General features: G+C 56.4%; 17 protein-coding genes. All 17 read left to right on the top strand.

All coding sequences use genetic code 11. From position 1 onward, the window contains the following. Positions 1 to 82 precede the first annotated feature (82 nt). The 17 genes from LB523_RS12205 (at position 83) to LB523_RS12125 (ending at position 14,871) form a co-directional block, all read left to right on the top strand. Positions 83 to 589: a sigma-70 family RNA polymerase sigma factor gene (locus tag LB523_RS12205; protein WP_224602972.1), complete on the top strand. Its 507-nt coding sequence runs from the start codon at positions 83 to 85 to the stop codon at positions 587 to 589. After that, positions 589 to 2,370 carry a DEAD/DEAH box helicase gene (locus LB523_RS12200; protein ID WP_224602971.1) on the top strand — a complete coding sequence of 594 codons (1,782 nt, stop codon included), beginning with the start codon at positions 589 to 591 and terminating at the stop codon, positions 2,368 to 2,370. Before LB523_RS12205 ends, LB523_RS12200 begins: the two co-directional genes overlap by 1 nt. A gap of 319 nt (positions 2,371 to 2,689) precedes the next feature. Then, positions 2,690 to 3,406, top strand: a complete 717-nt coding sequence (locus LB523_RS12195; protein ID WP_224602970.1) for a hypothetical protein — start codon at positions 2,690 to 2,692, stop codon at positions 3,404 to 3,406. A 171-nt stretch (positions 3,407 to 3,577) separates the two neighbouring features. Beyond that, positions 3,578 to 4,150 carry an MT-A70 family methyltransferase gene (locus LB523_RS12190; protein ID WP_224602969.1) on the top strand — a complete coding sequence of 191 codons (573 nt, stop codon included), beginning with the start codon at positions 3,578 to 3,580 and terminating at the stop codon, positions 4,148 to 4,150. Beyond that, positions 4,150 to 4,986 carry a methyltransferase gene (locus LB523_RS12185; RefSeq protein ID WP_224602968.1) on the top strand — a complete coding sequence of 279 codons (837 nt, stop codon included), beginning with the start codon at positions 4,150 to 4,152 and terminating at the stop codon, positions 4,984 to 4,986. Before LB523_RS12190 ends, LB523_RS12185 begins: the two co-directional genes overlap by 1 nt. Then, positions 4,983 to 5,339, top strand: a complete 357-nt coding sequence (locus LB523_RS12180) for a DUF6511 domain-containing protein (protein WP_224602967.1) — start codon at positions 4,983 to 4,985, stop codon at positions 5,337 to 5,339. Before LB523_RS12185 ends, LB523_RS12180 begins: the two co-directional genes overlap by 4 nt. Then, a complete protein-coding gene (locus tag LB523_RS12175; RefSeq protein ID WP_224603207.1) occupies positions 5,336 to 5,785 on the top strand; it encodes an endonuclease domain-containing protein in 450 nt (149 codons plus the stop codon). Before LB523_RS12180 ends, LB523_RS12175 begins: the two co-directional genes overlap by 4 nt. Further along, positions 5,782 to 7,263 carry a DNA cytosine methyltransferase gene (locus tag LB523_RS12170; RefSeq protein ID WP_224602965.1) on the top strand — a complete coding sequence of 494 codons (1,482 nt, stop codon included), beginning with the start codon at positions 5,782 to 5,784 and terminating at the stop codon, positions 7,261 to 7,263. Before LB523_RS12175 ends, LB523_RS12170 begins: the two co-directional genes overlap by 4 nt. Continuing rightward, complete coding sequence (locus tag LB523_RS12165; RefSeq protein ID WP_224602963.1) at positions 7,250 to 7,774, top strand: hypothetical protein; 525 nt, start codon at positions 7,250 to 7,252, stop codon at positions 7,772 to 7,774. The genes LB523_RS12170 and LB523_RS12165 overlap by 14 nt, the downstream gene beginning before the upstream one ends. Continuing rightward, entirely contained in the window at positions 7,771 to 10,149 is a 2,379-nt protein-coding gene (locus tag LB523_RS12160) for a bifunctional DNA primase/polymerase (protein WP_224602961.1), read from the top strand. Before LB523_RS12165 ends, LB523_RS12160 begins: the two co-directional genes overlap by 4 nt. A 222-nt stretch (positions 10,150 to 10,371) precedes the next feature. Then, positions 10,372 to 10,884 (top strand): VRR-NUC domain-containing protein, encoded by a 513-nt coding sequence (locus LB523_RS12155; RefSeq protein ID WP_224602959.1) that lies wholly within the window; start codon positions 10,372 to 10,374, stop codon positions 10,882 to 10,884. Positions 10,885 to 10,941: 57 nt separating this feature from the next. Then, positions 10,942 to 11,082, top strand: coding sequence for a hypothetical protein (locus tag LB523_RS12150; protein ID WP_224602957.1), 141 nt, complete (start codon positions 10,942 to 10,944; stop codon positions 11,080 to 11,082). Positions 11,083 to 11,099: 17 nt separating this feature from the next. Continuing rightward, positions 11,100 to 11,378: a hypothetical protein gene (locus LB523_RS12145; RefSeq protein WP_224602955.1), complete on the top strand. Its 279-nt coding sequence runs from the start codon at positions 11,100 to 11,102 to the stop codon at positions 11,376 to 11,378. A 66-nt stretch (positions 11,379 to 11,444) separates the two neighbouring features. Beyond that, complete coding sequence (locus LB523_RS12140; RefSeq protein WP_224602953.1) at positions 11,445 to 12,098, top strand: hypothetical protein; 654 nt, start codon at positions 11,445 to 11,447, stop codon at positions 12,096 to 12,098. After that, positions 12,095 to 12,976 carry a hypothetical protein gene (locus tag LB523_RS12135; RefSeq protein WP_224602951.1) on the top strand — a complete coding sequence of 294 codons (882 nt, stop codon included), beginning with the start codon at positions 12,095 to 12,097 and terminating at the stop codon, positions 12,974 to 12,976. Before LB523_RS12140 ends, LB523_RS12135 begins: the two co-directional genes overlap by 4 nt. Before the next feature lie 612 nt (positions 12,977 to 13,588). Further along, positions 13,589 to 14,488: a hypothetical protein gene (locus tag LB523_RS12130; protein WP_224602949.1), complete on the top strand. Its 900-nt coding sequence runs from the start codon at positions 13,589 to 13,591 to the stop codon at positions 14,486 to 14,488. Positions 14,489 to 14,625: 137 nt separating this feature from the next. After that, on the top strand, positions 14,626 to 14,871 hold the full coding sequence (locus LB523_RS12125; RefSeq protein WP_224602947.1) for a DUF2158 domain-containing protein: 246 nt from the start codon (positions 14,626 to 14,628) through the stop codon (positions 14,869 to 14,871). The last annotated feature ends 337 nt before the right edge of the window (positions 14,872 to 15,208 follow it).

Here is a 15,208-nt window from a genome sequence, read left to right as displayed (position 1 = left end):
CGTGGTTTGGCGACCCGCTTGCCAGCCACGCAGAGATACTCGAGCGCGCCGAGGCTGCGGCCGCAACTTGGAGGGCAACAGCATGACCCGCCCAGCCGCATTCGACGCAGCCGTTATGGCCTATCTGCCCGCACTGAAGAAACTCGCGCGCAAGCTAACGAACATAAATGACGACCGCGACGAACTTGTGCAGGACACGCTTGCTTACGTGTTCAGTCATTGGCGCAACTTCCGCAACGATCCATCCGCGCCGAAGAACGGCATGTACAACTGGCTCACGCTGAACATGCGGTCGATCGCTCAGGGCAAGCGCCAGGTTGCAGCCAACAAGAAAAAGAACATGCCTGCCGCGGACGTCTTGGCACTGACGCGCCTGTCGACACCTGCGCAGCAGGAGGACATCACCTACGCCACCCAAGTTGTGCGCCGTCTATCGCGCAGCCGCGACGGTCGCATGTTGGTGCGTCTCGGGAAAGGCGAGATGTTGCGCGAGATCGGCGAACGCCGCGGTATTAGCCATGAGCGCGTGCGGCAGCTTACCGAGCAGGCACGTGAGCGGTTGGTCAAGGCTACCAAGGTTGCCGCCTAATGCTCGAACTGCGTCCATACCAGCGAGAAAGTATCGACGCACTGTACGCCTATTGGGCAAATGGTGGCGGCAATGGCTTGATCGTACTCCCGACTGGCGCGGGCAAAGCTCTGGTTATTGCCAAGATTATCGAGGAGTTGCTTGCCGACTATCCCGATATGCGTATCGTCAACGTCACGCATTCGGCGCCGCTTGTGGAACAGAACTTCAAGGAGTTCATTGGCCTATCGCCGTTTGCGCCGGCTGGCATTTATTCCGCCAGCCTTGGTCGGCGCGACAGCCGTGCGCAGATCCTGTTCTGCGGCATTCAATCGGTCTACAAACGCACAGCCGAGATTGGCGACGTGGATCTTGTCATTGTTGACGAGGCGCACGCCATCAGCCGCAACTCCAACACCCAATACGGCAAGTTCTTTAGCGGCATCAAAAAGAACAATCCAGACAGCCGTGTCATGGGGACGACGGCGACCGACTACCGTATGGATTCGGGCAGGCTTACCGATGATATGGAGTCGGACGGAGAGGTTGACGAGGATGGCAAACCGCAGCGCGTCAAGCTGTTCGATGATGTCGTTTACGAAGCCAAGATTACAGACCTTATCGAGCAGGGGTATCTGACCAAACTCACCAGCCACAAGACCACGGCCAAGATTGACCTCAAAGGCGTAGGCACGCGCGGCGGAGAGTATATCCCTGGCCAACTGTCTGAGGCTGCGGAAAAGATCATTGAGGCGGCTGTTGCCGAAGACATGATTATGTCTGAGGGGCGCCGAGGCGGGCTGTTTTTCAGCACCAGCAAAGAGAACGCCAGGCACATAGCCGAATGCGTCAGGCGCCACGGCAGGCCGTGCGCGGTTCTTACAAGCGACAACGCTCACCAGACCAAGGAGATTTTCGAAGGCTTCAAGGCCGGCAAATATTGGGCGATTTCGTCGGTGAGCATGATCACGACAGGCACAAATTTCCCATGGGTGGATTTCATCAGCCTTATCTTGTCGACTAAGTCACCAGGCAAACTTGTCCAGATCCTCGGTCGCGGAACGCGCAACTTTCCAGGCAAGGAGGACTGCTTGGTCGCCGACCACGGCAAGAACTTGGCATATCACGGACCGATCGATCAGATACGGCCAAAGGCACCGGGTGAGGGCGATGGCGAAGCGCCTAAACGCCTGTGTCCTGATGAAAATTCACCCGGCGCCGTCAAGGATGTAAATGGCAATTTCGGCTGCGGCGAAATGGTCCACGCGTCGGCGCGGACGTGCCATTGCTGCGGATATGTCTTCCCGCCATCCGATGAGGTGAAGATTACGGCGACGGCGGCAGATGCACCAGTGCTTAGCACAGAGGTAGCCAAGTGGCGAACCGTTACAAAGAGGAGTTTCCGATTCAAAGAGGGTAAGGGCGATAATCCGCCCTGTGTGCAGGTTGTCCATACGTGCGGGCTTACCGTCATCAACGGCTTCATATGTCCGCAACACCTTGAGCATCCCGATCCGCGCAAAGGCCGATATGCAAAGAGTTATGCCGATCGGTACTGGCACCAGCATGGTGGCTCAAGACCGTTCCCTTCCACGGTGATGGATTTCTTGGAGAGGCAATCTGAACTCCTCACAACGGAGGAGATCAGCGTTAAGCCATCGGGCCGCTACTGGAACATAACCGAATACAAACCTGGCACCGAACGAGAGCACGCCGAGAACGATAACCAGCGGCCCGCTGATAACGACAATGGAATAGGCAACGTAAGCTGGAGCGAATTGGATGACAGCATACCTTTCTAACAAAACCCCAACCGAAATCCTAACCGCCGAACTCCGCGGCTGCTGCAACGGCTACGTCGGCGCCCCGGCTCTTGCTATGCAGTGTGTTAGCGCGCTGCGCGCGGCTGGGTGGGTGATCGTAAGAGAGGGCGCCAACGGCGCGGCACAGCGGGAAGCAGTAGCGGCGTACCGTGAGGATAATGATAACGCTGCGCATACGAGCGATTGCGCGGTGCGCAATAGCCGGTAAGCGCAATGTAACGTTGGCGCGTCGTAAGCGCCCAAGCGCGAACGTTACAAAACATCGGACACTAGGCCGGCATATTAGAGGATTTGTATCATGACCTACGACCCGTACACACTGCCGCCAAAGACGCACAATCAAGAGCCGTTCGCGCTGATTAAGCAAGAGATTGAAGACCTGTTTGATGAGGCTAAGAACTTCGCCGACGGAGAGCCAATCGACAGACAGGAAATGCACGATGCTATCGAGAAGCTCTACGATGGACTTCACGAGGCCGGCAAGCGCGCCGATGCGATGCGCGTAGAAGAAAAGAAGCCGCTAGACGATGCCGTGCAGGCGGTGCAGGACAAATACAATCCGCTTATCCAGCCAAAGAAGGGCAAGGTTGCGCTAGGTAAGGATGCGCTTGGTACGCTGCTCGCCGCATGGCGAAAGAAGATCGCCGATGAGAAGGCTGAGACCGCACGGCTCGCGCGCGTTGAGTCCGATCGCATTGCTGCGGAAGCGCAAGCCGCTATCCGTGCTTCGGCAGGCAACTTGGAGGCTCGCGTTGAGGCCGAGGAACTGCTCGAGCAAGCCAAGCAAGTGGAGAAGTTTGCAAAGCGTGCCGACAAGGCGGCAACAACCGGAACTGGCTTGCGCACCGTGTGGCGCTGCACTCTAGAGGACGAAGGGAAGGCGTTGGATTGGGCTTATGGGCGCGCTCCAGAGCGGTTTCGCGAGATGGTGCAGTCAATGGCGGAAGAGACGGTGCGCGCCGGTATGCGTAGCGTTCCAGGCTTCCGCGTGTGGGACGACAAGGTGGCAGCATGAGCAACCACGGCGACCAGTTTATGACATGCCCAGAATGCGGCGCGCGCGCAGAGGCTGGGTGCGTTGACGTCGGCGCGGGGCTGTACATCCAGGACGAATACGAATGCCGCTGCGGTTGGAATTCCGCAGCAGTTGGAATGGCCGACGTCGCGAACTATGAGGATTGGTTTGTTGATTGATCTACCCACAACACCCGGCGGCTTCGGCTGCATTCTCGCGGATCCGCCGTGGTCGTTCCGAACGTATGCAAACGAGAACGTGGCGCCAGCACGTGGAGAGCAGCCGTATCCGGTGATGTCGCTTGACGACATAAAGGCACTGCCCGTCGCGACGATCGCCGCCAAAGATTGTCTGCTGCTCATGTGGACGGTTAGTCATCTGCAGGCGCAGGCATTTGATGTTGGCCGCGCGTGGGGATTTGAGCCTGTAAGCGTCGCCTTCGTTTGGGACAAGGGCAGGATGGGAATGGGCTATTGGACGCGACAGGAGGTTGAGATTTGCCACCTCTTAAAGCGCGGGAAGCCGCGCCGTCTCGGTAAGGGCGTGCGCCAGCTAATTCGCGCACCTCGTCGCGAGCACAGCCGCAAGCCTGACGAGCAATATGAGCGCATTGAGCGTCTTGTCGACGGGCCGTATCTCGAGTTGTTCGCGCGTCAGGCTTGGCCAAACTGGCGCGCTTGGGGAAATCAGACAGACAAGTTTGCGGCGAATGATAACTTGCCGCTTTTTAAGGAGATCGCCTAGTGGCCAAACTCACCAAACCGGAAGCCAAGGCCCACGCGCAGGCAATCGAGATGCTTGTCAAAGAGCGTCTGACGGAAGATGAGAAAGAATTTGTGTTCCGCAACTGGCATGAGGGCGCCAACCACATCAATGGGTCTGCGGGCGCGTTCTTCACGCCGTATGACATGGCGTTCGACTTTTCATTTGACGTTGGCGGACATCGCGTCATCGATCTATGCGCCGGCATCGGCATGCTGTCATATGCCGTTCATTACCGCAGCCGGTTTGGCGAGCGCACCGCTGACATAACGTGCATTGAGCGCAATCCCGACTATGTCGCAGTCGGCAAGAAACTTCTGCCAGAGGCAACGTGGATACAGGCTGATGTGCTTGATGTGCTTGACATGGGTCTTGGTCAGTTCGACTACGCGATTAGCAACCCGCCGTTCGGCAACATCAAGCGCGAACGTAACGCACCGAGGTATAGCGGTCGCAACTTCGAATTCCATATCATCGACATTGCCGCACACTTAGCCAACTACGGCGTCTTCATCGTGCCGCAAGGTAGCGCCGGCTTCAACTACAGCGGTAGGCAATTCTATGAGCGCCAGAAAGACGGCAAGGCTGTTAAGTTCCAAGAGTTGACCGGGCTGCACTTCGACGCTGGCGTGGGTGTGGATACGGCATTCTACCGAGACGAATGGAAAGGCGTCTCGCCGCTTTGTGAGATTGTGTCAGTCGACTTTGCCGAGGCGCGACAGATGGCGCCAGCCGTTATTGCGCCAGCAATAAGCGCGGCCAATGACAATGCACCACACCAGCCGCTAGACCTCTTCTCGTTCGCAGGTGCCGCATGACCACCACCGCAAAGCAACCCAACCACGACCCCGACGCCTGCCACGTCTGCGGCCGACACGCGATCGGCATTGGCGTAGGGCAGATGCGTCGGCCAACCGACGACCCGCGGTGGCTCTGCGCCGAATGTTTGCCGCTGTTGGAGTACGTGAAGGACATACGGCGATGGGATGCTTATGAGATCAAAGCATCGGAATTGGCCGGCCAGGACGCGGGAGCCTATGCGGACAGCATAGGCAAGACCGATTTGGCGATCATGGACGACGTTGAGTGGATGACGTTCCGCAACACCATGATCCGTGGCTTCGGCAAGCACATACGAAGATTGATAAGGGATGGAGAGGCGCCTTGGTGATTGCCGACAATGACAATCCTCGCGAAAAGACATGTTCTATGTGCGAGGAAACCAAGCCGATTGACGCCTTCCACAAGCAGCCAACTGGAAAGTTTGGACGGCATTCGTATTGCACTGATTGCGCAAACACAATCAGACGTCTGTCTCGTCCAACAACAAGCGCTGAGCGTGGCTACACACAAGAGCAAAGCAAGCGTTGGCACCTAAAGCGGCGTTACGGTTTAACGCCATCTAATTATGAATCGATGCTAACCGAGCAGAGCGGCAACTGTGCCATCTGCGGAGAGCAGGCGGCTAGGGCTTGCGTCGACCACAACCACAACACAGGCAAGGTTCGCGCAATTCTTTGCCACCGCTGCAACATCGGTCTTCCGTATGTGGAGGATGCGGTCTTTCGCGAGCGGGCAACTGCATACCTAGCCAAGCATGAGCAGGAGGTCGCTTGAGCAAATTCACCTTCATAAGCATGTTCAGCGGAATTGAAGCCGCCAGCGTTGCCTTTACGCCTCTAGACTGGAAGGCAATCTGTTTTGCGGAGTTCGACAAGGCGGCGTCTGCCGTCCTGGCGCATCATTATCCCGACGTGCCGAACGTTGGGGACATGAGCAAGCATGACTGGTCGCAGTATCGCGGCAAGGTCGATGTCGTCTGCGGCGGCCCGCCGTGCCAGGCATTTAGCGTTGCCGGTCTGCGGGAGTCGCTGAATGACGCTCGCGGTAATCTTTCTCTCGTTTACATGAAGGCGCTCCATGCAATTAAGCCTCGAAATGCCATTGTTGAAAACGTCCCCGGGTGGCTCAACACACCAGACAACGCGTTCGGATGTTTCCTGGCGGGAATTGTCGGCGCAGATGATGCCCTGCCTGCGCCAGGCGGGAACAAATGGCCAAACGCAGGCATGGTTGCCGGGCCAAGGGCACGGGTCGCTTGGCGGGTTCTCGACGCTCAATATTTCGGACTCGCCCAACGACGCAAGCGCGTGCTCGTTGTCGCAGATTTTGGAAACGGCGCCGATCCAGCCGCGGTTCTTTTTGAGCGCGTTGGCATGCAAGGGAATCCTGCGCCGAGCAGAGAAAAGGGGGAAGACGTTGCCGGAACAATTAGCGCGCGCACTTCAGGCGGTGGCGGGCTAGGAACTGATTTCGATTTGGCTGGCGAGTTGCAATACTCACCAGAAATAGCGCGTTGCGACGCAACGCGCGAAGGTTCGTCGCAAGACTTCGAATCGACCACGATGGTGGCTGTCGAAGTGGCGCCAACAATGCGCGCGGGAGGCAACGTGACTGGCGGTGACAGGCCGTACGGCATGGATGTCGACACATGCGATAGTTTGGCGATTGTCCACGCCATTCAGGCCGGTGCGTTGCGCACCAATCCGAGCAGTGGACCTGATGGCGTTGGCGTTCAGGCTGATGTCGCCTACACGTTGGAAGCGCGTGCTGAGGTGCAAGCCGTATGCCAACAAGTCTATTCCATCATGCCGCAGAACAGCGGCAGGGCTGCGGGTCAATCCAACGGCAACCAAGGCGGCGATGTCGTATGCGTCACGGGAACCGTGACGCATACTCTCACGACCGAAGGAGCCGCTGGTGGCGCACCCATGGTTGCCACCTCCGCAGTCCGTCGCCTTACGCCGCGCGAGTGCGAACGCCTGCAGGGGTTTCCTGACGACTATACGCGCATCCCGGTACGCAAGACGCCGAAGAAGGTCACGCGCCTGCGCCCCGACGATATGTGGGAGTGCATAGACGGCGAGTGGTGGCTCATGGCCGCAGACGGCCCGCGCTACAAGCAACTCGGCAACTCATGGGCGGTGCCGAAGTTCAGATGGCTTGGCGAGCGCATTCAACGGTTGATGCCTGCGAAGGCAGCCGCCATTACAGCCGCCAACGATAATCAGGAGCGCATCATTGCCGCAGCTTGAGTACTCAATAAAAGCAATCCCAACCACCTATGCGGGCGTCAATTTCCGCTCGCGTCTTGAGGCAAGGTGGGCCGCGTTTTTCGATCTGTGCGGATGGAAATGGGACTATGAGCCATTCGACCTAGAGGGATGGGCGCCGGATTTTCGCATCAGGACGAAAGTAGGGCCTGTTCTTTGTGAGGTTAAGCCGGCCGACTTAGTAACATTCATTGATCGGCAGGCATCTTCAAACAACGCCGAGCTATGGCCATTCGAGGAATACAATAAGGCTGCTCGCTACATGCATACGTATGCGGTTTGCCTACTTGGCGACTCGCCATTATCAAATGGGTTTCCGATAGGGGTTATTGGCGGAACACCACATGGCCTTGAGTTCGATGATTTGTATGAAGCGCTATTGCCGAAGGGTGGAGACGCGCATTGGCGCGAGGCAGGCAACCGCGTTCAGTGGAAGCCAGATAACGACGACTATTACAATCGAGTTCGCCGCATCTTTAGGAGAGCCGCATGACCGAAGCATCACTTGCGCTTTCCTACGCCAAGGCTGGAATTCCCGTTTTCCCATGCAGGGCCGCTGACGAAGAAACTGGAGAGTACGATCGCGAAACCGGCGAACTGATCGTCTACAAGGCAAAGACGCCGCTGGTTAGTTCTGGCTTTAAGGGCGCCACAAAAAACGAGCGCGTGATCCGCATCCTATGGGAGCGCAATCCTGGCGCCATGGTTGGCATACCGACAGGCGAGCAGCTTGGCGCTTGGGTGCTCGACGTCGACGTGCACAAAGACGACGACGGCAACGTAATCAACGGATACGAGACGCTAGCTGCGCTCGAGCAGAAGCATGGCCCGCTGCCTGTCACAGCTACGGCGCGCACCGCTGGCGGGGGCGAGCATCGGTATTTCAAATACGCGGCCGGCGTGCGTAACCGCGGCAAGCTTGGCGCGGGCCTAGACGTGCGTGGAAGCGGGGGCTACGTGATTGCCCCTGGTAGCAAGACAGGCGATGGCAAAGAGTATGTGTGGCTTGATCACGATGGCGACGGCCTGCCCCCGTTGGCTGAGGCGCCTGACTGGATACTGTCGCTTGTCTTGCCGCCAGTGCAAACACACGCCGCTTCGGCGTATGAATACGCGGCTGGCGACAACGACGTTTATGTAGAGCGCGCAGTCGAGGCAGAACTGAACGAATTGGCTACTGCACTGCAGGGTAGTCGCGGTGAACAAGTCAACAAGTCAGCCTTCAATCTCGGTACATTGGTAGGTGCCGGCGCCTTGTCCCGCCATGAGGCCGAAGCTGGTCTGTTCGATGCCGCTTACGCCAATGGCGTTGTCGCGAAGGATGGCGAGAAGGAAATCCGCGCCAAGATCCGCCGCGGTCTTGATGCGGGCATTAAAAAGCCTCGCGCAATTCCAGAGAGGCAATATGCTGACGACGGCACAAAGCCAATGCCCGTCGATGGCATCATCAAAAGCGGTATGGCTAAGCACGCGCAACCAGAGCAACAAGTCGACATTGTCGCCCCTGCCGCAAACGACAATGAGGCGGTGTCAGAAAATCCCGTACAAATTTCGGACATTGACGACGACCCCCCCGAATACAAGCTCGAGGCTGTCGCCAATCTTGAAGACCTGACCAATCCTGGCGGGTTGGTCGAGGAACTTATCGACTGGATTGTGTCGTCGGCGGAGTACCCGTCGCGCACACTCGCCATGGCCGCGGTTCTGCCAATGGTAGCGTCGCTATGCGGCTCGCGCTTCTCGACCGGAAGTCGCGACACCAGGCCAAACATTTACACTGTGGCGTTGGCAGAATCGGGCTTCGGCAAGGAACACGCACGAAGCCAGATCAAGCGCATCCTGATGAGCGACCATGGCGTATTCAGCGATTATAGCGGCCCCGCCCGCATTATGTCGGCGTCGGCGCTCCGCGAGGTATTGGAAAAGAACTCGTCGGTAAACTGTCAGATTGACGAGTTCGGCGGATTTGTGCGCGAGATCACAGACCGCAAAGCGGGGAGCCATCAGCGCGCTATATCGACCGACATGCGCGACTACTATTCCGCATCGTCAACCTTCTTTGAGGGCGCGGCCTACCGCGGCACACCACCAAAGCGCATCTACAATCCGTGCCTATGCATCCACGGCACAAGCACGCCAGAGCAGTTCTGGACAGCGCTCAGTTCTGCCAGCGCTGAGGATGGCCTGTTGCCGCGCCTAATATTGTTCCATGTAAAAGGCGACAAACCGCAAGCCGTGAAGCCAGTGCGCGATGTGAGAGACGTTCCGTACATCCTCATGGAACGAATGGCACGCGTGGCCGGGATAGACGTAGCCAAGAAGCGCGGCAACGTCGGCGCGACCGGCATTAAGGTGAAAGCTGATTGGACCGAAAACAAGCCACACATCGTGCCGTGGACGCCGGACGCGGAAAGCGTCTTCCGTGCCGTCAAGGAGACGATCGATGCAAAGGAAGGTCGTGTTGCCGTCGAGGGCCGCCCATTCATGCGACGCATCGTTGAGAACGCCATCAAGCTGGCCCTCATCGTTGCTGTAGGCAAGGATCCAGAGAATCCGCGAATAACTGAATACGACTTTGAATGGGCCGCGTCCCTGGCGTGGACTTGCGCGGCTGGAATGCTTGCCGAAGTCGGCGAGCGCCTGGCCGATAATCAGCGTGAGGCGAACTTCAAAAAGATTGCCAGTCTTATTCGGCAATCCGGCAAGAAAGGCATCACTGAGGGCCGTCTATTCGATCGCTGCAAGGCCATCGATGGTTGGCAGCGCAAGGAGATTCTTGACGACCTTACGAAGGGCGGCAAGGTCGAATATGCGGCCAACGAGAACAAGTCTGGCCGCCCAACGCGACGGCTTGTTTGGGTGGCGTAATTCGTCCATCCAGCGCGGGAGTTTCGTCCATGGATAAATCCGAGTTTCGTCCATTTGTCCGAGTTTCATCCACGGTCAAAAAAGACGAAACTCCCGCGAAAAAACTCAATGAAATCAATGGCATATATACTATATATAGAGTTTCATCCATTTATCCATAACGTTATGTATATGTACCATTTTCTATCATTTTCATAGTTCTGTGTAATATACAGAGGAGGAATGGACGAAATGTCTAAGGCTCGCAAAACCACCGCCCGCACCACCCAAACTGTCCGCATCAACGGCGCCCGCGTACGGCTCGTCACGCAGAACGGCAAGGTGACCACCATTAAGGCAGCTCCGCTCGAGTGGGAACTGCAGGCGGCTGCTGTGCGTAGGTTGCGCGGCATGGATGAGTACGGTCGGCGGTTCTTGCTTGTAGGCGGCATGGAGGCCGGCAGGCGTGGACGCAATGAAGCTGCGAAGGCGCTGGCGACCGGATTGACGGCTGGCCACCCTGACCTGACTGTGTTTCTGCTTGGCGGCAGGTGCGGATTTATCGAATACAAGGCAGCCAATGGTCGTCTGTCGCCGGAGCAGACACACAGGCATGCCGCGCTGAGGGCGATCGGTCATAACGTTGAAGTGGTCAAAGCGGTAAGCGAGGTGGAGTGCGCCGACGCTACAGAGGCCCTGGTGCGTGGTTGGTTGGCGGCCGACAACGACAATAAAAAAATAGGCGCTTTCGCATAATTGTGCTTGACTCAATAGGCGCAAGCGCCTAAAGTCATATCAACAAAGGAGAGCGACATGACCTACACCCTCGGAACCAAAACCTTCGAAGTTAAAGAAACCAACGGCAAGTTCTTCTATTACTCAAAGGCGGCTCGCCGCTGGATGCCTGTAAAGCGCGAGTTAGTCGAATTCGAGGGGCGGGCTATCTACAACTGATGGCATTAGATCACGGAATGCTCAACCTGCCCCTTTCCAAAAGAGGGGCAGGTATCGATGTGGAGATAGATCGATATAAGCGGGATCTGGCCAAGCGCGCCAAGACTTATGCAAAAGCTAGTGCAGCACAGGCAAAAATTGACAGAGCTGCAGCTCATGCGCTCTTGGATGCCGCCGATGTTTCGCGCATTCAACATTTAGCCACCAAGTGCAGTCAGACTCTGCCCGCTATGCGCAAGCACCTTCGCGCCGAGTGCCACTGGCAGCCCAAGCTCGTAATCTCCCTTCTGGCTTGACATCATAGGCGAAAACGCCTATAGATTGCGGTGAACAGAATCACGCATACTAAATGTGGGGACATCATGGCAATTGCCAAGTCGAAGACAGGCAAGAGAACAACGGTAAGCCCCGGAACTAAGGGCGCGATAAGCGAGCACTTGGCAACAGCATGGCTACTGTCAAACGGCTACGACGTCTTCAGGAACGTCTCGCCAAACGGCAGAGCCGACTTGCTGGCCGTCGATTGGGTTAAGGATGAGACGATACGAGTCGATGTAAAATCTGAAGGGTTCAGCCTTGATGCCGACAAGACGGGAGCGATGGCAGCGCAAGCAAGGCGGCGTGCCGATTCTAATAGCGGATACGACATCAAATATCTCGTAGTGAAAAACGATGGCGATTGCGAGTGGTATGGTGAAAACGCCATTAATGCCGATAACGATAACTCGCCAGATATGTGGACCGACAAGGTAACAGGGAAAAGCTTTTGGTCACCAGGCCACGATATGAGCAGCAAGGAGTGGACGTATTTTTGCCATTGGCTGCTTCGGGCATATCCAGAAAAGATCAAGCCACATTCTGAGGTGTTCGTCAGGAATATATCCTCAAGAGGGGTTGCTAACGACAATCCTAGAATCACTAAGGCTGAGCTTCCGCACCTTGAACGATTGAGGGTTCATATTCACAAGCAGTTGCAAGAAGCGGGCAGACTAAAAAAGAAGGCTGACGCAGCATGAGTCGTCATGGTTCTCTATCGGAGCAGCTTGGCGCGCTCAAGTCGTACCGCGGCAGGCCGGAAGGCACTATTGAGACTGTGCAAACCAATTGGAAGACAATCGCGGCGAACGACAACAGCCCCGAAGACCTTGACGGGCTTCACATTGAGCGTCGCAGGTCTGTTCGCCCAACGATCGGAGAAATTCGCACAGCCTTTGAAGATGGCGAAACGCTGCGAAACGAATGCGGGCAAATCGTGGCGATCGGCCAACTTCGGTTCAGTGACGGAACACAGACTGAAAAGGCCTACCGCTACAGCGTCGACGGCAAGCTAATCGAGTACGACGCTCCGATGCCTGTCGGAGCTATGCTTGGAACCGGTGATAAACAGGAGCGCGTGCTTGGTGGTGACACAATCACCAGTAGCGCCATATATACTGCGGTGTACGGCGGGAAGCACCCAAACAAGGTGAGGCGAAAGGACAAGGATGCGCGTGCATCGGAGAAACCTGCGCCAGAGCGCACAAAGCTGCAGATGCGCGGCGAAATAGCTGCATTGCCTGAATACCCAATTACGGTGTGCAAAAAAGGCTTCCCATGGAAGCCTTCCAGCCTGCGCGAGCTTTTTATGGGCCTGGAGAAAGTCAAGAAAGGCGAGGCCGGTAGCATAGCGTGGGAAGATATTTCAACGCACGTGGTCGAACGTGAGGTTTGGGCCGAGACGATGGCTTCGCTATCTAAGAAAGACTTTGAAGATATGGACAAGGCAATGACGGCCAGCAGCGTTTCAGAGTTCGGAGGTAGCGGCCATCAGCGCACCAAAGAACGTCGCGGAAAGCGACGGCTGAAGGCCGTAAATGACAATTTCATTGCGGCAATGAAGAAAAGCGCTGCGTGATTGCCGCTTTTGCCGGTTTTCATGGTGAGGGCAAGTGAGGGGTAGGGAATCTACCCAAACACTTCCGTGCGCTCAGCGACGGACCCGACGCCATGCTGCAGTTTTAGGTGCAGCCGCTGAGTGTCGGGTAACTACAAAGAGGATACTCCGTGGCAAAGATGAATTGGGGATATGCTAGGCAGCGCAGCAAAATGCGCTCGAATGGCGTTGAGCCGGTTAGATCAGCTAAGATTGGTATGCGCATAACAAGAGCGCCTTACGATGTGTCGCCGGAGCCTTCGGAGAATACGTACCCAAGGCGCAAAGGCGTAGGCGTCTCTTGGATTTACATTGGCGACGAAGCGGTCGATGCTGGAATCGTAGACGGCGTATCCGACCGGGAACCTGATTTCGTTGTTAGGGACGTCGCTAGCGCACTTGAACTTATTGAAAAACTGCGAGAAATGATTCGCGGTCTCGATAAGATAGCGGCTAAGGCCGCTTAACAATCGCCCTACCGCGCGCCTCCTCTCGCTGCGGCTGGGCGGTTTCGCTGCCGGTTGAGCCTTACATAAGGTTCCCGGCAGCGCTCAATTTTCACCGCATGCCTTACCCCAACAAGGAATGCATACCTTGACCCTTCACTATACGGCAGGCGGCACACCCGCCGACCTTCTCAAAGCCGGCTTCAATCTGGCTGATGTTTCATCTGTGGATCGCCTTAACCTTCTGCCAGACGGCATGAAAGGCCTGGTTTGGGTCGGTACTAATGTCGGCGCCACCGCTACTTTCCAGTCGTTTGTGCGCCAATTTGTCGGCAATCCGAAACTGTTCGGTTTCCGCCTCGGTGACGAGCCTGACATCACCGGCAAATACAAGACGCGCACCGACCCTGCCGCGTTGATGGCTGAATCCGACTTCATCCACGCCACCATTCCAGGCGCAAAGACGTTCGTGACGCTGATGGACATGGGTCCATACGGTGCGCCTGACTATTCGAACACCTACAACTATGCGAACACCCATATAGACCTGTTCGGCATCGATCCCTACCCGGTTCGGCCGTCGGTTTATGATGTTAATTACATCGACAAAGCGGTGGACGCGGCTGTCAAGTCAGGCATCGAACTGGTGCGCATCGTTCCTGTGTTTCAGGCGTTCGGCGGAGGCAGTTGGACAAGCAACACTGGCGATGGTTACAAATTCCCGTCCATCGCTCAGATGACTGAAATGTTCCAGCGTTGGGACAGGAAGGTTCCTAACGCGCAATTCGATTTTGCGTATGTGTGGGAAGTCAAGAACGGTCACACCTGCATCGGCGGTACATCCGCTGCCGAGCTGGCCATGCGCGATATATACAGGCAGCACAACACGGCTGTTGTGGCGCCAACTTCGACGGCGGCCCTGACGATTGAGGGGCAGCCAGCCACGCAGGCTGGCATCGACGCACTGGTTGCTGCCCGCAATTCTGCAACAGCCGCACGCGATGCGCTTGCTGCGAAGATTGCGGCAGGCGTCAAGGCTCTTAGCTAAAGGAAATAGCAATGTTCGAATTGATCTTTATCGCGGCTATTGCTGCCGCAGCTTGGTACTTCTGGCCGCAGATTACGGCATTTGTTAAGGCTCGCCTCGGCGAGTAATCTACCACAACAACACGAGAGGAGATCCACATGAATGCATATTCTTACGCAGCCGAGTTCAATCCGTTTGCCGCCATGGACGCAGATAACACCACGACTGAAGATACCTTCTTCCCCGGTGACGTCGTGCAGTTGCTAACCGGCTCGCCGCTTATGACCGTTCTCAGCGTATGCGAACATGGTTGCGTTGAGGTTGCCTGGTACGACGACCACAAGGGCATGAACATCGACGCCTATCCAAGGGAAGCGCTGGAGCATTGGGATGGCGAGGATTGACCGCTAGCTAAAACGCAATCGCGATTCTCGACCTCTCGCGATTGTCTACGGCGGGCAAGCTTCGGCTTCCCGCCGTTTCAATATGAGGTCGGCGAGGAGTCGAGACCTTGAAGTGTGAAGCACCGAATTGCGACAGAGATTCACGATCCAAATACCGCGATGGTCCGTTGGTTTGTGGTCTGCACTATCAAAGACTTTTGCAACACGGAACTTTCGACCTCCCAGAAAAAAAGAAGAAAGAATGGGCGACATGTTCTATTGATGGATGCGACAATCCATCTAGGACGGTTGGGGCAAAATTCTGCGAAAAGCATTATTACAGGCGATATAAGACTGG

The sequence above is a fragment of the Mesorhizobium sp. ESP-6-4 genome (genome assembly GCF_020164735.1).
Taxonomy (GTDB): domain Bacteria; phylum Pseudomonadota; class Alphaproteobacteria; order Rhizobiales; family Rhizobiaceae; genus Mesorhizobium.
This window is presented reverse-complemented; position numbering and strand designations above follow the sequence as displayed.